Origin of the sequence: Pseudomonas caspiana, from assembly GCF_002158995.1 — a bacterium.
Classification (GTDB): domain Bacteria; phylum Pseudomonadota; class Gammaproteobacteria; order Pseudomonadales; family Pseudomonadaceae; genus Aquipseudomonas; species Aquipseudomonas caspiana.
This window is the reverse complement of the sequence record NZ_LOHF01000002.1, coordinates 23869-40523: the sequence shown is the minus strand read 5'-3', so window position 1 is coordinate 40523 and position 16655 is coordinate 23869. Positions and strand designations below refer to the sequence as shown.

Sequence of the window (16655 nt, the reverse complement as noted above, 5' to 3'; positions counted from 1 at the left end):
CAAGCACAAAGCAGCGGGCAACCAACGCATCGAAACGGTATCCCTGAAGCGGCGCCTGTAATGGGCTGGCCTGATTAAGTGTCTTGAATGGGCCGCGATGGCGGCAGGGCCTCGTTGCGCACAGGGTAAACCTGCTCGCGACGATCAGCGAAGTAGCATTCTAGGGTACGCCGGACCGTCATGAAAGCCAGCTCCGACCAGGGTATGTCCGCTTCGTCAAACAGCTGCACTTCCAGGCTTTCGATTCCTGCAGCGAATTGCGGTGTGGCCAGCTCGCCCCGGAAGAACACATGAACCTGATTGATGTGTGCAACATCCACCAACATGTAAAGCTCCAGCTCGCCGGGTGTCGCGCAGGCTTCCTCATCGGTCTCCCGGCGGGCGGCCTGTTCCATGGTTTCGCCGTTTTCCATGAACCCCGCCGGCAGGGTCCAGAAACCCAGGCGCGGTTCGATGGCGCGACGGCACAGCAAGACCTTGCCATCCCACACCGCCAGACAGCCCGCGACGACATTGGGGTTCTGGTAATGAATGGTCTGGCAGTGCTCACAGACAAAGCGCAGGCGGCTATCGCCTTCGGGAATGCGCTGAATCACTGGTTTGCCACATTGGCTGCAGAATTTCATGGACGAGTTCGAATAGTGAATTCAGCCGCTATCTTGGCGTGCGCTGCGGGTGATCGGCAAGCTGCGCTTTAGTCTTGCTTGCATTGTCCTACAAGGGCTTGGGCGGTTGGCCACTTTGGTGCATGATGCGGGGTAGGCAACAGATCGAGATTTCCCATGCTGGATGAGCTACTTCGCCGTGTAAGCAGTCATACGCCGAGCACCTTTGAGACGGATCGACTTTTTCCCGAAGCTGCAGTGTTGCTGCCGATTACCCGCAGTGACGAGCCGGAGTTGATTCTGACGCTGCGTGCCAGCGGGCTGTCGACCCATGGCGGCGAAGTGGCCTTTCCAGGTGGGCGGCGTGACCCTGAAGACAGCGATCTGATCTTTACCGCACTGCGCGAAGCCGAGGAAGAGATAGGTCTGCCGCCGGGGCTGGTTGAGGTGATCGGGCCGCTCAGTCCATTGATCTCCAAGCACGGCATCAAGGTCACGCCCTATGTGGGATTGATACCCGACTTCGTCGAATATCGCCCCAACGATGCCGAAATCGCCGCGGTGTTCAGCGTGCCGCTAGAGTTCTTTCGTCAGGACACCCGTGAGCACACCCACCGCATCGACTATCAGGGTCGCAGTTGGTACGTGCCCAGCTATCGTTACGGCGAGTTCAAAATCTGGGGGCTGACTGCGATCATGATCGTCGAGTTGATCAACGTGCTTTATGACAGCAAGATCAGCCTGCATCACCCGCCTGAACACTCCGTGATCTAAGCGTCGATTAAACGGGCCGCAAAGCCTTGAGGATACTTACCCATGAAATATCGTCTGGGCGATTTTCGCGTCGAAACCCATCCGCAAAGCTGGGTCGCGCCCAATGCTGTGCTGATCGGCAAGGTCAGGCTGGAGGCGGGGGCCAATGTCTGGTTCAACGCTGTGCTGCGCGGTGATAACGAGCTGATCCATATTGGCGAAAACAGCAATGTGCAGGACGGCACGGTGATGCACACTGATATGGGCTCGCCGCTGCAAATCGGCAAAGGCGTGACGATTGGCCACAACGCCATGCTGCATGGTTGCAGCGTCGATGATTACAGTCTGATTGGGATTAATTCGGTAATTCTCAACGGCGCGAAGATTGGCAAGTACTGCATCATTGGTGCTAATTCACTGATCGGCGAAGGCAAGGTTATCCCCGACGGCTCGCTCGTCATGGGTTCGCCGGGTAAAGTAGTACGCGAACTTACTGATGTGCAGAAGAAAATGCTCGAAGCCAGCGCCGCCCATTACGTCCACAACGCCCAGCGCTATGCTCGCGACCTGATACCGCAGGAAGATTGATGGAAGCCGAACGCCGCGTCGCATCCCCCTGCGTAAGTATCTGCGCGCTGGATGACGATGATGTCTGCCTCGGTTGCCAGCGCACCGTGAAAGAAATCACCGACTGGCACGCCATGGACAACGACCAGCGCCGCGCCGTGCTCAGGCTGTGTCACGAGCGTGCAGAGGCGAGTGGGCTGGTGTGGAAAATGTAATCGCGCAATCTCGCTTTTCCTGTGGGAGATTCTATGTCGCCCCCAAGTTGATTGACGACGTGGGACCGGCTTTAGCCGGGAAAGCGGTATGTCTGCACCTATAAAATTCGGCGTCTGTCACGGCTCCTTCCCGGCTGAAGCCGGTCCCACGTCAGTGCTCCCCACAGGTTGAATCTCATTTCAAATCAGCCATCGCGTTGCATCGGCTGATACCATTACCCATCTTTCCCGCCACATAAGCCTCACCTCATGCTCTTCCTGATCGCCTACATCAGCAGTGTCGTGCTGATCAACTTTGCTTTTTCCGCCGCGCCGCATCTGGACGTGATCTGGTCCGCCTGGGGTGGGTTGGTGTTTGTCTTGCGAGACATGGTGCAAACCCGCTTCGGGCACGGCGCGATCCTGGCAATGCTGGCCGCCCTCGTTCTGTCGTACGTGACGTCAGACCCTACTATTGCGCTGGCCAGTGCCACAGCGTTTGCGGTCTCCGAATGCATCGACTGGCTGGTATTCACGGTAACCAAACGGCCGCTGCGTGATCGTCTGTGGCTCAGTTCGGCGCTGAGTATCCCGGTGGATACCTTCATCTTTTTCGGCCTGATCGATGCGCTGACTCCGCCCGTGATTATCACGGCGTTGCTGTCCAAGTTCGCCGGTGTCACTGCCGTCTGGCTGATCATGGCCTGGCGTGCGCGCAAGAATGCTTGTGCGGGCTGAGAATTACGGGCCTTCGTGGTAAATTGCGCGCCTTTCTCCACAGCGGTCGCTCGCACCTGACGCGGGCTGCCCTCGATATCTGCTCCACGAGGACCTGAGATGACTCAAATCGGAACTCCACTGTCGCCTGTTGCGACCCGTGTATTGCTCTGCGGTTGCGGCGAGCTCGGCAAGGAAGTAGTGATCGAACTGCAGCGCCTGGGCGTTGAAGTGATCGCTGTTGATCGTTACGCCAACGCGCCTGCCATGCAGGTTGCCCACCGCAGCCACGTGATCAACATGCTCGACGGTGCTGCACTGCGTGCGGTGATCGAAGCCGAGAAGCCGCATTACATCGTGCCGGAAATCGAGGCCATCGCCACGGCCACTCTGGTTGAACTGGAGGCCGAGGGCTTCACGGTCATCCCGACTGCCCGCGCCACCCAATTGACCATGAACCGTGAAGGCATTCGTCGTCTGGCCGCTGAAGAGCTGGACCTGCCAACGTCGCCGTATCATTTTGCCGATACCTTCGAAGACTACAGCAAGGCTGTCCAGGACCTGGGCTTCCCGTGCGTGGTCAAGCCGGTAATGAGTTCTTCGGGCAAAGGCCAGAGCCTGCTGCGCACTGCTGATGACGTGCAGAAAGCCTGGGATTACGCTCAAGAAGGCGGACGTGCCGGTAAAGGCCGCGTGATCATCGAAGGCTTCATCGACTTCGAATACGAAATCACTCTGCTGACCGTGCGCCACGCTGGCGGCACTACCTTCTGCGCGCCAGTGGGTCATCGTCAGGAGAAGGGTGACTATCAGGAATCCTGGCAGCCTCAGGCCATGAGCCCGATTGCGCTGGCTGAATCCGAGCGTGTTGCCAAGGCCGTAACCGAGGCGCTGGGTGGTCGCGGTCTGTTTGGTGTTGAGCTGTTCATCAAAGGTGATCAGGTATGGTTCAGCGAAGTCTCGCCGCGTCCGCATGACACTGGCCTGGTGACACTGATCTCTCAGGATCTGTCGCAGTTTGCTTTGCACGCTCGCGCCATTCTGGGCCTGCCAATCCCGCAGATTCGCCAGTTCGGGCCATCGGCGTCGGCAGTGATTCTGGTGGAAGGTCAGTCCACGAATACGACTTTCGCCAACCTCAATGCAGCGTTGAGCGAGCCGGACACGGCACTGCGTCTTTTCGGCAAGCCTGAAGTCAATGGCCAGCGCCGCATGGGCGTTGCCCTGGCTCGCGACGAGTCCATCGAGGCTGCACGTGCCAAAGCCACCCGTTCTTCGCGGGCTGTGAAAGTCCAGCTGTAAGGCTGCCTTGCAGGAGATGGCGCGGTGTCACTGACACCGCACCATCGCGAAGCAAACATATACCTGTAGGAGTGCACGAGCATCGCGAGGCTGCGATAGCGTTGTATCAAGCAGGACGCCATCGCTGCCTCGCGGTGCTCGTGAGCTCCTACAGAAAAGAATTAAAAATCAGGTAGTTGCATTTATAGGGCACTTCTCTGAGCTAAGCGATTTTATCCAGATCCGCCTCACGCGTTTCTTTCAGGCACAGCACGGCAATCACGCTGATCAACGCTGCTGCCGACACATATCCGCCGACCCAACTCAAGCCGCCCATCGCCACCAGTTTCTGAGCGAAGAAAGGGGCGACTGATGCTCCGACGATGCCTCCAAGATTGTAGGCTGCTGACGCGCCGGTGTAGCGCACGCGAGTTGGGAACAGCTCGGGCAACATCGCGCCCATTGGGGCGAAGGTCACGCCCATCAGGAACAGCTCGATACACAGAAACAGCGCCACCGCCCATGTTGTGCCGTGGGTCAGCAGCGGCTCCATGGTGAAGCCGGAAAGGATCGCCAGCACGCCGCCGATGATCAGCACCGGACGACGTCCATAACGGTCGCTGGCCCATGCCGCCAGCGGGGTCGCTGCTGCCATGAACAGCACCGCGAAGCACAGCAGGGCGAGGAACGTCTCGCGGCTATAACCGAGCGTCGATACGCCGTAGCTCAGGGAAAACACCGTCGAGATGTAGAACAGGGCATAGCAGACCACCATCGATGCAGCGCCCAGCAGCACCGGCGCCCAGTACTGGCTGAAGAGCTCCACGATTGGCATCTTCACTCGCTCATGGCGGGCAATGGCGTTGGTGAAGACCGGGGTTTCTTCCAGCTTCAATCGCACATACAGCCCAACCATCACCAATGCAGCGCTTAGCAGGAACGGGATCCGCCAGCCCCATGAGCGGAATTGCTCATCATCCAGTGTCATGGCCAGTGTCAGGAACAGCCCGTTAGCAGCGAGGAAGCCAATTGAAGGGCCGAGTTGCGGGAACATGCCGAACCAGGCGCGCTTGCCTTCGGGGGCGTTCTCCGTGGCGAGCAAGGCTGCGCCGCCCCATTCTCCGCCCAGTCCCAATCCCTGTCCGAAACGCAGCACGCATAACAGAATCGGTGCCCAGGCACCTATTGTTGCGTAACCCGGCAGCACGCCGATCAACGTAGTACATACGCCCATCAGCAGCAACGAGGCAACCAGTGTCGACTTGCGGCCGATACGATCGCCGAAGTGGCCGAACAGCGCCGAGCCTAACGGGCGGGCAAGAAAGGCGATACCGAAGGTCAGAAACGCCGACAGCATTTGTGCGGTGCCGGACGTTTGAGGGAAGAACACCGGTCCGATCACCAAAGCGGCGGCGGTGGCGTACACGTAGAAATCGTAGAACTCGATAGCGGTGCCGATGAAGCTGGCGGTCGCAACGCGTGTCGCAGAATTGGCCGGGCGAGCCGTTGCGCTCTCATTTTCATGGGCGGCAGAAGTCGTAGTCATGCGGGGTTTCCTGACAGTCATATGCCTGTCGGCGATCTCCAAAGATGAAGATCTACGGCGGCATTCATTAATTATTGTGGGTACAGCGCTGATCAAGTTAGCCCGGATGGGGCGAAGGGCGTTGGTCATGCCAGGGGTAGGGCAGAGCCAGGGAGATGCGCGAGACGTTCAGGCTGAATGACTGGCCGGATCACATGAGGTGCGGGTAGCACACGGATCGGCGGGCTGGGTAAGCGGCTCGATTATAGGAATCGCGCCGCCCTTATAACAATAGGCCTGTAGCAAGGGGCTTTCAGCGGGTCGTCGGTTTCTGCCACATCATGACCCGCGTCACTCGATTGTCTTCGGTTTCGAGGATTTCCAGGCGATACGGCCCGATCTTCAGGCAGACAGCGCTTTCCGGAATGGTTTCCAGTGCTTCAGTGACCAGACCATTGAGCGTCTTGGGGCCATCGGACGGCAAGTGCCAGCCGAGGCTCTTGTTCAGATCACGAATCGAAGCGGCACCCTCAACCACCAGACGACCGTCGGCCTGTGGATGGATGTGCGGGTTGTTCAGCGTCTGCTCGTTTTCGAATTCGCCGACGATTTCTTCCAGAATGTCTTCGAGGCTGACGATGCCCAAGACTTCGCCGTATTCATCGACCACCACGCCCATGCGGCGCTGTTGCTTGTGGAAGTTCAGCAGTTGCAGCTGAAGCGGAGTGCTCTCCGGGACGAAGTACGGCTCATAGCACGCGGCGACGATCTGTTCTTTGGTCAATTCGCCCTTGGGCAGCAGATGGCTGATCTGCCGGGTATTGAGCACGCCTTGAACCTGATTGATGTCGTTGTGATAAACCGGCAGTCGGGTGTGTCGCGAAATGATCAGGCGCTCGACGATCTGTTCGATGCTGTCGTCCAGGTTGACGCCATCCACTTCACTGCGTGGCACCAGAATGTCGTTAACCGTGATGCTGTCCAGCGCGTGGATGCCCGACAACACCGGCGAGCGGCCCGGATGGTGTTCATTCACGCCGTCACGATGCGTGTGCTGGCGTTCGCCATCTTCATCAACTGCGGCAACCTGTTTATTGCGTTTACCGAAAGGGCGTAGCAGCGTCTTGGCGACGCAATTGAACACCCACGCCAGTGGCCAGAGAATGATCATTGGAATGCGCAGCAGGCTGTTAGCCATGTGCACGATGGCTTCCGGATGACGAGCTGCGAGCCTGCGCGGGATGAGTTCAGCAAAGATCAGCGTGATGCTGGTGACACTGATCCAGGCCAGTGTCGGGCCGTTATAAAACCAGTAGTTCATCGACAGCAACGTGACGATCACAGTAATCAATACTTTGATCAGGGTGTTAGCGAGGATCAGGCTGCCCAGTTCGAATTTGAGCTCGGGCCAGCCTGGCGTCGAATGACGGTCGCCGTTACGCCGCATTTTCAGGTGTTGGTGGGCGGTTTCAATGGCCGTGAACAGGGCTGCCCAAAGAATTAACAGGGCCACGACACCGAGCATCGGGGCGATTGGCAAATTATCCATAATCAGCGAACCGTCAGATGTGCAGAATGAATTCGCGGACCAGCTTGCTGCCGAAATAGGCCAGCATCAGCAAGCAGAAACCGCCGAGGGTCCAGCGGATTGCCTTGTGTCCGCGCCAGCCGAGACGGTTACGGCCCCATAGCAATACACTGAACACTACCCAGGCCAGGCAGGCCAGTAGGGTTTTGTGCACCAGATGCTGTGCGAAAAGGTTCTCGACGAACAGCCAGCCAGAAATCAGCGACAGTGAAAGCAGTGACCACCCGGCCCAGAGAAAACCAAACAACAAGCTTTCCATGGTTTGCAGCGGAGGGAAATTCTTGATCAACCCCGAAGGGTGCTTGTGCTTGAGTTGATGATCCTGCACCAGCAGCAGTAAAGCCTGCACCACCGCAATGGTAAACATGCCATAGGCCAGGATCGAGAGCAGGATATGGCTGAGGATTCCCGGCTCTTCAACGATGGGTTGCACAGTACCGGCTGGCGCGAACTGCGCGAGCAGCACGGTAATGAGTCCGAGCGGAAACAGAAGTACGAGCAGGTTTTCTACCGGAATGCGCACGGTAGCCAGCAGAGACAGCGCGATGACGGCGACAGCGATCAGGCTTGCAGCGCTGAAAAAGTCCAGGCCAAGCCCGATAGGGCGGATCAACTGGGAAAAAAGTCCGAAGGCGTGAGCAACAACGGCCAGCGTGCCGAGCAGGCAAAGCAGCCGTTTGTCGGCGCGTTTCGCCTGGCTGAGGCGGATGCCTTGGTAGATAGTCGCAGCGGCATAAAGGCAAGCGGCGGCGAGGCTGGGTAGCAGGCTGGGTGGCAAAGGGAACATAAATCCTGATGGACGGGCCTTTAAAGGCGCTGAGTTTGGCATACAACCGTCATTTCACGAAAGACCACAGATGCAGACTCCTAGTGTCCGTTCAGCAGAGTCTTCGCTATAATCCGCCACCTGCTCAAGCCGCAGGCTCGCCGAGCGCCATTTTATAACGGGCCGGGCCGCACCAACCGGGGTTCTCCAAGAGCCTGAAAGGATCGCGCATGTTTGAAAACCTGACAGACCGTCTCTCACAGACGCTGCGCCATGTAACTGGCAAAGCCAAGCTGACTGAGGACAACATCAAAGACACCTTGCGCGAAGTGCGTATGGCTTTGCTCGAAGCCGACGTTGCCTTGCCGGTCGTCAAAGACTTCGTCAACAAGGTCAAGGAGCGCGCTGTCGGCACTGAAGTGTCGCGCAGCCTGACGCCGGGCCAGGCCTTCGTGAAGATCGTTCAGGCCGAGCTGGAAGACATGATGGGGGCGGCCAACGAAGAGCTGACCCTTAATGTCACGCCGCCTGCCGTGATTTTGATGGCGGGTCTGCAGGGTGCTGGTAAAACCACCACAGCTGGCAAGCTGGCCAAGTTTCTTAAAGAGCGCAAGAAGAAGACCGTCATGGTTGTGTCTGCCGACGTTTATCGTCCGGCGGCCATCAAGCAGCTTGAAACGCTGGCGGGCGACATCGGCGTTACTTTCTTCCCGTCTGATATTAGCCAGAAGCCGGTAGACATCGCTGAAGCGGCAATTAAAGAAGCGAAGCTCAAGTTCATTGACGTCGTCATTCTGGACACCGCGGGTCGCTTGCACATCGACGCGGAAATGATGGGCGAGATCCAGGCGCTGCATGCGGCGGTCAAGCCTGCCGAGACATTGTTCGTGGTTGACGCCATGACCGGTCAGGATGCTGCCAACACCGCCAAGGCCTTTGGTGATGCACTGCCCTTGACCGGCGTGATCCTGACCAAGGTCGACGGTGATGCACGAGGCGGTGCGGCATTGTCCGTGCGCGCTATCACTGGCAAGCCGATCAAGTTCATCGGTATGGGCGAGAAGAGCGATGCGCTCGAGCCGTTCCACCCGGACCGTATTGCGTCGCGAATCCTCGGCATGGGTGACGTGCTTAGCCTTATCGAACAGGCCGAGCAGACCCTCGACAAGGACAAGGCCGACAAGCTGGCCAAAAAGCTGAAGAAAGGTAAAGGCTTCGACCTCGAAGACTTCCGCGATCAGCTGCAACAGATGAAAAACATGGGCGGCCTTGGCGGGCTCATGGACAAGCTGCCAAGCATCGGCGGCGTCAACCTGTCGCAGATGGGCAATGCCCAGGGCGCGGCAGAGAAGCAGTTCAAGCAGATGGAAGCCATCATCAACTCGATGACTCCAGCCGAGCGTCGTGATCCGGATCTGATCAGCGGTTCGCGCAAGCGCCGCATCTCCATGGGGTCGGGGACTCAGGTGCAGGACATCGGGCGTCTGATCAAGCAGCACAAACAGATGCAAAAGATGATGAAGAAATTCTCCGCAAAAGGCGGAATGGCCAAAATGATGCGCGGCATGGGCGGAATGTTGCCCGGCGGCGGCATGCCAAAGATGTGATGTATAGCGCGCAGGACCCTCTGCGCGCATCCCACATAGGGGCTTGCCCCTACGTAAATCCCCGCTTTGCGGGTCTACACCAGCCGTTGATAGCGACGGCTCCTTGGCAAATCTGGATGGCACAACAGCAAGTGCCGGAAAAAGACATTTGCAAAAGTCCGGATATTCCTTAGAATATGCGGCCTTTCGGGCACCTATGCCCGCTGTGCATCATAGATTTGCAGCACCGACTACAGGAACGATGTTCAATGCTAACTATTCGTCTTGCCCTGGGCGGCTCCAAAAAGCGCCCGTTTTACCACCTGACTGTTACCGATAGCCGCAATGCGCGCGACGGTTCGCACAAAGAGCAAATTGGCTTCTTCAACCCGGTTGCCCGTGGTCAGGAAGTTCGTTTGTCCGTGAACGAAGAGCGCGTTAACTACTGGCTGAGCGTGGGTGCACAAACATCCGAGCGCGTTGCCCAGTTGCTGAAAGAACACGCCAAGACCAAGGTCGCGGCCTGAGCAATATGAACGCGGCGCCAACGACTGCCGACGACTTGATCGTCATTGGCAAGATTTATTCCGTACATGGCGTTCGCGGCGAAGTGAAGGTCTTTTCCTTTACTGATCCGATTGGAAACCTGTTGGATTACAAAACCTGGACGCTTCGGCGCGAAGGCAGCGTTAAACAGGTAGAGCTGGTCAGCGGACGCTTGCAAAACAAGTTCCTGGTCGCAAAGCTCAAAGGTCTCGATGACCGTGAAGAAGCTCGTCTTCTGGCCGGTTTTGAAATCTGCGTGCCGCGTAACCTGTTCCCTGATCTGACCGACGGCGAGTACTACTGGTACCAGCTGGAGGGTCTCAAGGTCATCGACCATCAAGGGCAATTGCTCGGGAAAATCGATCACCTGCTAGAGACGGGCTCGAATGATGTAATGGTGGTCAAGCCCTGCGCAGGCAGCCTGGATGATCGCGAACGCCTGTTGCCCTATACGGAGCAATGCGTGTTGGTGGTTGACCTGGAAGCTGGCGAGATGAAGGTGGATTGGGATTCGGACTTCTAAGCAATGGCTAGCCTGCGCATAGAAGTGATCAGTCTGTTCCCCGAGATGTTTTCCGCCATCAGCGATTACGGCATTACCAGCCGTGCGGTGAAACAAGGGCTGTTACAGCTGACTTGTTGGAATCCGCGGGACTACACCACGGATCGACATCACACTGTTGACGATCGCCCATTTGGCGGTGGTCCGGGCATGGTGATGAAGATCAAGCCTCTGGAAGATGCTCTGGTTCAGGCCAGGCAAGCAGCAGGGGATGCGGCGAAGGTTATTTACCTGTCGCCACAAGGCCGCAAGCTGAATCAGTCTGCGGTCCGCGAACTGGCGCAAGAGGAGGCGTTTATCCTCATCGCCGGTCGTTATGAAGGCATTGACGAGCGTTTTATTGATGCTTATGTCGATGAAGAGTGGTCGATTGGTGACTATGTACTGTCTGGTGGCGAGCTGCCGGCAATGGTGCTTATCGATGCGGTTACGCGGCTGCTGCCTGGAGCTTTAGGGCATGCGGACTCTGCGGAGGAAGATTCCTTCACTGATGGTCTGCTGGATTGCCCGCATTACACCCGACCGGAGGTGTATGCGGATCAGCGTGTTCCCGACGTGTTGCTAAGTGGCAATCACGCGCACATCCGGCGTTGGCGTTTACAGCAGTCCCTTGGGCGGACCTATGAACGACGCGCCGATCTTCTGGAAAGCCGCTCGCTTTCTGGAGAAGAGAAGAAGCTGCTCGCGGAATACATCCGCGAACGGGACGATAGTTAACGTATCGATGGTAGATCAGACGATTTACCTTAGGAGCACAGCATGACTAACAAAATCATCCTTGCACTCGAAGCAGAGCAGATGACCAAAGAGATCCCTACCTTTGCCCCGGGCGACACTGTTGTCGTTCAGGTGAAAGTGAAGGAAGGCGACCGCGCTCGTCTGCAGGCGTTCGAAGGCGTAGTAATTGCCAAGCGTAACCGTGGCGTGAACAGTGCTTTCACTGTTCGTAAAATCTCCAACGGTGTTGGCGTTGAGCGTACTTTCCAGACCTACAGCCCGCAAATTGACAGCCTGGCTGTGAAACGTCGCGGTGACGTTCGCAAAGCCAAACTGTACTACCTGCGTGACCTGTCCGGTAAAGCAGCTCGCATCAAGGAAAAACTGTCCTGAGTGCAGTTTTCTGATGCAAGAAAAAAGCAGCCTACGGGCTGCTTTTTTGTGCCTGGGGTTTTATTGTCCTCAGTCAGTTCCTCATGCAGCACTGCTCAAGCGCTAATTACTATGCCTGCCATCGATGACCCTCTGATCGACCGATTTCTCGATGCTCTCTGGTTGGAGAAAGGGCTTTCGGATAACACGCGCGATGCCTATCGCAGTGACCTTGCCCTGTTCAACGGCTGGTTGCAGGAGCAAGGCCTGCAACTGATCAATGTCGGACGCTCGGCGATTCTGGATCACCTGGCCTGGCGTGTGGACAAGGCCTATAAGCCGCGCTCTACAGCCCGGTTTCTTTCCGGTGCGCGTGGCTTTTACCGCTATCTGTTGCGCGAAAAACTGATTCAGATCGATCCCACATTACAAGTGGATATGCCTCAGCTTGGCAGACCGCTGCCCAAGTCATTGTCGGAAGCAGACGTCGACGCGTTGCTGGCTGCACCTGACCTGAGCGAAGCTATCGGACAGCGGGACAAAGCCATGCTGGAAGTGCTTTATGCCTGTGGTTTGCGAGTGACTGAATTGATCAGCCTGACGCTGGAGCAGGTCAATCTGCGGCAGGGTGTGCTGAGGGTCATGGGCAAGGGCAGCAAAGAGCGTCTGGTGCCGATGGGTGAAGAGGCTATTGTCTGGATTGAGCGCTACATGCGCGGTGCCCGTGATGAGCTATTGGCCGGGCGTCCCAGTGACGTGTTGTTTCCCAGTCAACGCGGCGAGCAAATGACTCGCCAGACCTTCTGGCACCGGATCAAGCATCAAGCCATGGTTGCTGGCATCAGCAAGTCCTTGTCGCCTCATACGCTGCGTCACGCTTTTGCTACGCACCTGCTCAATCATGGTGCTGATTTACGCGTCGTGCAGATGCTGCTTGGCCATAGCGATCTGTCGACCACGCAAATCTATACCCATGTCGCCCGCGCCAGGTTGCAAGACATGCATGCCAAGCATCACCCTCGCGGCTGAGCGGAGTCACGGGCGGTTTTACTGCCAAGTCTTGCGTCAGTCCGGGTAAGGTTTACGGCCCTTATGTGATAGTCTTTGCCGGTTTCGCAGATTGAAGCCGAAGGGCGTTTTTTTTGCCCCAGTCAGTCTGCCCACCGCCCGAGGAGTTTTCATGCGCGTGACCACGATTATCGCTGCCGCAGCCGTTGCGTTGGCCAGTACGTTCAGTATGTTTGCCCAGGCGGATGCTCCCGCCGATCAAGCCATTCGCAAGACCCTGGATTCGCTCAAGCTCGAGTTGCCGGTAGAAAGTATCGGCGCCAGCCCGTTAAGCGGACTGTACGAAGTCAAACTCAAGGGCGGTCGCGTGCTGTATGCCAGCGCTGATGGTCAGTTCGTGATGCAGGGCTATCTGTTTCAGATCCAGGACGGCAAGCCGGTCAACCTGACCGAGAAGACCGAGCGTCTGGCCATCGCCAAGACTATCAATGGTATTCCGACCGCCGAGATGGTGGTGTATCCGGCGATTGGCGAAACCAAATCGCACATCACGGTGTTCACCGATACCACTTGCCCGTACTGCCACAAGCTGCACGCTGAAGTGCCGCAGTTGAATAAAATGGGCATCGAAGTTCGTTATGTCGCTTTCCCGCGTCAGGGTCTCGGCTCGCCGGGCGACGAACAGCTCCAGGCTGTCTGGTGCTCCAAGGATCGCAAGGCTGCCATGGACCGTATGGTTGATGGCAAGAACATCGAAGCGCCCAAGTGCGCCAACCCTGTCACCAAACAATTCGAAGTGGGTCAATCGATCGGTGTGAACGGCACACCGGCCATCGTTTTGGCTGACGGCCAGTTGATTCCGGGTTACCAACCCGCTGCACAAGTGGCCAAACTGGCGCTCAGCGCCAAATAAATCAGCGCGTCCCATGACCGTTGAGTAAATAGAGAGCCGTGTGGTGAAGCACGGCTGTTTTCCACGGTCGGTTTCGAGCCGGCCGTTTTACGGGGAGTTCATAGTGAATCCGGTCAAAGTAGGCATCTGTGGGCTGGGTACCGTCGGTGGCGGTACCTTCAACGTACTTAAGCGTAACGCCGAGGAAATTGCCCGCCGTGCGGGTCGTGGAATTGAAGTGGCACAAATTGCCATGCGTACGCCAAACCCCAACTGCCAGATTACCGGTACACCGACCACCAGCGACGTTTTCGCGGTGGCTACCAACCCTGAAATCGATATCGTCATTGAACTGATCGGCGGCTATACCGTAGCTCGCGATCTGGTCCTCAAGGCCATTGAAAACGGCAAGCACGTAGTCACTGCCAACAAAGCGCTGATTGCTGTGCACGGTAACGAAATTTTCGCCAAGGCGCGTGAGAAGGGCGTGATCGTAGCGTTTGAAGCTGCGGTTGCGGGCGGTATCCCGGTCATCAAGGCAATTCGTGAAGGTCTGTCGGCTAACCGCATCAACTGGGTTGCCGGGATCATCAATGGCACCGGTAACTTCATCCTTACCGAAATGCGCGAGAAAGGCCGCACCTTCCCTGACGTTCTGGCCGAAGCCCAGGCGCTGGGTTATGCCGAAGCTGATCCGACGTTCGACGTCGAAGGTATTGATGCTGCACACAAGCTGACCATTCTGGCGTCCATTGCCTTTGGTATCCCGCTGCAGTTCGACAAAGCCTACACCGAAGGCATCACCAAACTGACCACTGCTGACGTGAATTACGCCGAAGCGCTGGGTTATCGCATCAAGCACCTTGGCGTAGCGCGCAGCACTCCTGCCGGTATCGAATTGCGTGTACACCCGACGCTGATTCCTGCTGACCGACTGATCGCCAACGTCAACGGCGTGATGAACGCGGTCATGGTCAATGGCGACGCTGCGGGTTCGACGCTGTTCTATGGCGCTGGCGCAGGCATGGAGCCTACTGCTTCGTCCGTGGTTGCTGATCTGGTCGATGTCGTCCGTGCGATGACCTCCGATCCGGAGAACCGCGTACCGCATCTGGCGTTCCAGCCTGACTCGCTGTCTGCTCATCCGATTCTGCCGATCGAAGCCTGTGAGAGTGCGTATTACCTGCGCATTCAGGCCAAGGATCATCCGGGTGTGCTGGCCCAGGTGGCGAGCATTCTGTCGGAGCGCGGAATTAACATTGAGTCGATCATGCAGAAGGAAGTCGAAGAACATGACGGCCTGGTGCCGATGATTCTGTTGACCCATCGTGTGGTGGAACAGCGCATGAATGACGCCATTGAGGCCCTGGAAGCGGTGCAGGACGTGGTTGGCCCGGTAGTCCGGATCCGCGTCGAACATCTTAATTAACATTCAGCTTCAAGCTTGAAGCTGCAAACTGCAAGTGATTGGCCGTCGTGCTCGCCGCTTGCTGCTTGAAGCTTACAGCTTGAAGCTCAAACCGAAGGTTTGATCTCATGCGCTACATCAGTACCCGCGGCCAGGCGCCGGCCCTGAATTTCGAAGACGTGTTGCTGACTGGTCTGGCCAGCGACGGCGGCTTGTACGTACCGGAAAACCTGCCGCGCTTTACTCAGGAAGAGATCGCTTCCTGGGCAGGCCTGCCTTATCACGAACTGGCCTTCCGGGTGATGCGCCCGTTTGTGACCGGCAGCATTCCGGATGCGGATTTCAAAAAGATCCTTGAAGAGACCTATGGCGTGTTCGCCCACAGCTCGGTTGCGCCATTGCGTCAGTTGAATGGTAACGAGTGGGTTCTGGAACTGTTCCACGGCCCAACGCTGGCGTTCAAAGACTTCGCACTGCAGTTGCTGGGTCGTCTGCTGGATTACGTGCTGGCCAAGCGCGGTGAGCGTGTTGTGATCATCGGTGCAACATCCGGCGATACCGGCTCTGCGGCCATTGAAGGCTGCCGCAAGTGCGATAACGTGGACATCTTCATCCTGCACCCGCACAACCGGGTATCGGACGTTCAGCGTCGTCAGATGACGACCATCTTTGGCGACAACATCCACAACATCGCCGTGGAAGGCAATTTCGACGACTGCCAGGAAATGGTCAAGAACAGCTTTGCTGATCAGGGCTTTCTCAAAGGCACGCGTCTGGTTGCGGTCAACTCGATCAACTGGGCGCGGATCATGGCTCAGATCGTCTACTACTTCCACGCCTCGCTGCAGTTGGGCGGCCCGGCGCGTTCGGTGTCATTCTCAGTGCCTACCGGCAACTTCGGCGATATTTTCGCCGGCTACCTGGCACGAAACATGGGCCTGCCGATCAATCAGTTGATCGTCGCCACCAACCGCAACGACATTCTGCACCGCTTCATGAGCGGCAATCAGTATGTAAAAGAGACCTTGCACGCGACCCTGTCGCCATCGATGGACATCATGGTGTCGTCGAACTTCGAGCGTTTGCTCTTCGATATGCATGGCCGTAACGGTGCCACGCTTGCGGGGCTGATGGACAGCTTCAAACAAGGCGGCGGTTTCAGCGTCGACGAAGAGCGCTGGACTGAAACACGCAAACTGTTTGATTCGCTGGCCGTCAGCGACGCGGAAACCTGCGAGACCATCGCGGATGTTTTTGCGAAAACTGGCGAGGTGCTCGACCCACATACGGCGATCGGTGTGAAGGCCGCCAGGGCCTGTCGTCGTAGCCTGGATACCCCGATGGTGATCCTCGGCACGGCGCATCCGGTCAAATTCCCGGAAGCAGTGGAGAAAGCTGGTGTAGGAAAAGCGCTAGAGCTACCTGCACATTTGTCTGATTTGTTCGAGCGCGACGAACGCTGCACCGTTTTGCCTAATGACCTGAAAGCCATACAGGCCTTCGTCAGTCAGCATGGCAACCGGGGTAAACCGCTCTAACGGTATATCCGTGTAACAACTTAAGGCCCG

Annotated in this window: 18 protein-coding genes; 14 read left to right on the top strand and 4 right to left on the bottom strand. The window is 57.3% G+C overall.

What is annotated here, in order from left to right; all coding sequences use genetic code 11:
* Positions 1-74 precede the first annotated feature (74 nt).
* Complete coding sequence (locus AUC60_RS02550) at positions 75-626, bottom strand: NUDIX hydrolase (RefSeq protein ID WP_087264537.1); 552 nt, start codon at positions 624-626, stop codon at positions 75-77.
* Between the two features lie 156 nt (positions 627-782).
* On the opposite strand from AUC60_RS02550, the gene AUC60_RS02545 reads away from it, so the two are divergent.
* From AUC60_RS02545 to purT, 5 genes are all read left to right on the top strand, one after another.
* The gene (locus tag AUC60_RS02545) at positions 783-1379 is read left to right on the top strand and encodes a CoA pyrophosphatase (RefSeq protein WP_087264536.1); all 597 of its coding nucleotides are present in this window, start codon (positions 783-785) and stop codon (positions 1377-1379) included.
* Between the two features lie 42 nt (positions 1380-1421).
* Positions 1422-1946, top strand: a complete 525-nt coding sequence (locus AUC60_RS02540) for a gamma carbonic anhydrase family protein (protein WP_087264535.1) — start codon at positions 1422-1424, stop codon at positions 1944-1946.
* Positions 1946-2140: a DUF1289 domain-containing protein gene (locus AUC60_RS02535; protein WP_371856717.1), complete on the top strand. Its 195-nt coding sequence runs from the start codon at positions 1946-1948 to the stop codon at positions 2138-2140. Before AUC60_RS02540 ends, AUC60_RS02535 begins: the two co-directional genes overlap by 1 nt.
* 249 nt (positions 2141-2389) lie before the next feature.
* Positions 2390-2857, top strand: a complete 468-nt coding sequence (locus tag AUC60_RS02530; RefSeq protein WP_087264533.1) for a VUT family protein — start codon at positions 2390-2392, stop codon at positions 2855-2857.
* A gap of 99 nt (positions 2858-2956) precedes the next feature.
* Positions 2957-4138 (top strand): formate-dependent phosphoribosylglycinamide formyltransferase, encoded by a 1182-nt coding sequence (gene purT / locus AUC60_RS02525; RefSeq protein WP_087264532.1) that lies wholly within the window; start codon positions 2957-2959, stop codon positions 4136-4138.
* Positions 4139-4340: 202 nt separating this feature from the next.
* Here the strand turns inward: purT and AUC60_RS02520 are convergent, their stop codons facing one another.
* The 3 genes from AUC60_RS02520 to AUC60_RS02505 all read right to left on the bottom strand — a co-directional run bounded on the left by AUC60_RS02520 (position 4341) and on the right by AUC60_RS02505 (position 8017).
* Positions 4341-5663, bottom strand: coding sequence for an MFS transporter (locus tag AUC60_RS02520; protein ID WP_087264531.1), 1323 nt, complete (start codon positions 5661-5663; stop codon positions 4341-4343).
* A 292-nt stretch (positions 5664-5955) separates the two neighbouring features.
* Positions 5956-7191 carry an HlyC/CorC family transporter gene (locus AUC60_RS02510; protein ID WP_087264529.1) on the bottom strand — a complete coding sequence of 412 codons (1236 nt, stop codon included), beginning with the start codon at positions 7189-7191 and terminating at the stop codon, positions 5956-5958.
* Positions 7192-7204: 13 nt separating this feature from the next.
* Complete coding sequence (locus tag AUC60_RS02505) at positions 7205-8017, bottom strand: cytochrome C assembly family protein (RefSeq protein WP_087264528.1); 813 nt, start codon at positions 8015-8017, stop codon at positions 7205-7207.
* A gap of 209 nt (positions 8018-8226) precedes the next feature.
* Between AUC60_RS02505 and ffh the strand changes: the two genes are divergently transcribed.
* From ffh to thrC, 9 genes are all read left to right on the top strand, one after another.
* Positions 8227-9603, top strand: a complete 1377-nt coding sequence (ffh, locus tag AUC60_RS02500) for a signal recognition particle protein (RefSeq protein WP_087264527.1) — start codon at positions 8227-8229, stop codon at positions 9601-9603.
* A 248-nt stretch (positions 9604-9851) separates the two neighbouring features.
* Positions 9852-10109: a 30S ribosomal protein S16 gene (gene rpsP, locus AUC60_RS02495; RefSeq protein WP_027902602.1), complete on the top strand. Its 258-nt coding sequence runs from the start codon at positions 9852-9854 to the stop codon at positions 10107-10109.
* Positions 10110-10114: 5 nt separating this feature from the next.
* Complete coding sequence (gene rimM, locus AUC60_RS02490; RefSeq protein ID WP_087264526.1) at positions 10115-10651, top strand: ribosome maturation factor RimM; 537 nt, start codon at positions 10115-10117, stop codon at positions 10649-10651.
* 3 nt (positions 10652-10654) lie between these two features.
* Positions 10655-11407 carry a tRNA (guanosine(37)-N1)-methyltransferase TrmD gene (gene trmD / locus AUC60_RS02485; protein WP_087264525.1) on the top strand — a complete coding sequence of 251 codons (753 nt, stop codon included), beginning with the start codon at positions 10655-10657 and terminating at the stop codon, positions 11405-11407.
* A gap of 42 nt (positions 11408-11449) precedes the next feature.
* Complete coding sequence (gene rplS, locus AUC60_RS02480; protein WP_027902605.1) at positions 11450-11800, top strand: 50S ribosomal protein L19; 351 nt, start codon at positions 11450-11452, stop codon at positions 11798-11800.
* Between the two features lie 111 nt (positions 11801-11911).
* The gene (gene xerD, locus AUC60_RS02475; protein ID WP_087264524.1) at positions 11912-12808 is read left to right on the top strand and encodes a site-specific tyrosine recombinase XerD; all 897 of its coding nucleotides are present in this window, start codon (positions 11912-11914) and stop codon (positions 12806-12808) included.
* A 151-nt stretch (positions 12809-12959) separates the two neighbouring features.
* On the top strand, positions 12960-13700 hold the full coding sequence (locus AUC60_RS02470) for a DsbC family protein (RefSeq protein WP_087264523.1): 741 nt from the start codon (positions 12960-12962) through the stop codon (positions 13698-13700).
* 103 nt (positions 13701-13803) lie between these two features.
* Complete coding sequence (locus tag AUC60_RS02465; protein ID WP_087264522.1) at positions 13804-15108, top strand: homoserine dehydrogenase; 1305 nt, start codon at positions 13804-13806, stop codon at positions 15106-15108.
* Between the two features lie 107 nt (positions 15109-15215).
* On the top strand, positions 15216-16625 hold the full coding sequence (gene thrC, locus AUC60_RS02460) for a threonine synthase (protein WP_087264521.1): 1410 nt from the start codon (positions 15216-15218) through the stop codon (positions 16623-16625).
* Positions 16626-16655 lie beyond the last annotated feature (30 nt).

Coding starts and splice junctions, on each gene's coding strand:
- AUC60_RS02550 (WP_087264537.1), bottom strand. CDS start 626: ATGAAATTCTGCAGCCAATGTGGCAAACCAGTGATTCAGCGCATTCCC.
- AUC60_RS02545 (WP_087264536.1), top strand. CDS start 783: ATGCTGGATGAGCTACTTCGCCGTGTAAGCAGTCATACGCCGAGCACC.
- AUC60_RS02540 (WP_087264535.1), top strand. CDS start 1,422: ATGAAATATCGTCTGGGCGATTTTCGCGTCGAAACCCATCCGCAAAGC.
- AUC60_RS02535 (WP_371856717.1), top strand. CDS start 1,946: ATGGAAGCCGAACGCCGCGTCGCATCCCCCTGCGTAAGTATCTGCGCG.
- AUC60_RS02530 (WP_087264533.1), top strand. CDS start 2,390: ATGCTCTTCCTGATCGCCTACATCAGCAGTGTCGTGCTGATCAACTTT.
- purT (WP_087264532.1), top strand. CDS start 2,957: ATGACTCAAATCGGAACTCCACTGTCGCCTGTTGCGACCCGTGTATTG.
- AUC60_RS02520 (WP_087264531.1), bottom strand. CDS start 5,663: ATGACTACGACTTCTGCCGCCCATGAAAATGAGAGCGCAACGGCTCGC.
- AUC60_RS02510 (WP_087264529.1), bottom strand. CDS start 7,191: ATGGATAATTTGCCAATCGCCCCGATGCTCGGTGTCGTGGCCCTGTTA.
- AUC60_RS02505 (WP_087264528.1), bottom strand. CDS start 8,017: ATGTTCCCTTTGCCACCCAGCCTGCTACCCAGCCTCGCCGCCGCTTGC.
- ffh (WP_087264527.1), top strand. CDS start 8,227: ATGTTTGAAAACCTGACAGACCGTCTCTCACAGACGCTGCGCCATGTA.
- rpsP (WP_027902602.1), top strand. CDS start 9,852: ATGCTAACTATTCGTCTTGCCCTGGGCGGCTCCAAAAAGCGCCCGTTT.
- rimM (WP_087264526.1), top strand. CDS start 10,115: ATGAACGCGGCGCCAACGACTGCCGACGACTTGATCGTCATTGGCAAG.
- trmD (WP_087264525.1), top strand. CDS start 10,655: ATGGCTAGCCTGCGCATAGAAGTGATCAGTCTGTTCCCCGAGATGTTT.
- rplS (WP_027902605.1), top strand. CDS start 11,450: ATGACTAACAAAATCATCCTTGCACTCGAAGCAGAGCAGATGACCAAA.
- xerD (WP_087264524.1), top strand. CDS start 11,912: ATGCCTGCCATCGATGACCCTCTGATCGACCGATTTCTCGATGCTCTC.
- AUC60_RS02470 (WP_087264523.1), top strand. CDS start 12,960: ATGCGCGTGACCACGATTATCGCTGCCGCAGCCGTTGCGTTGGCCAGT.
- thrC (WP_087264521.1), top strand. CDS start 15,216: ATGCGCTACATCAGTACCCGCGGCCAGGCGCCGGCCCTGAATTTCGAA.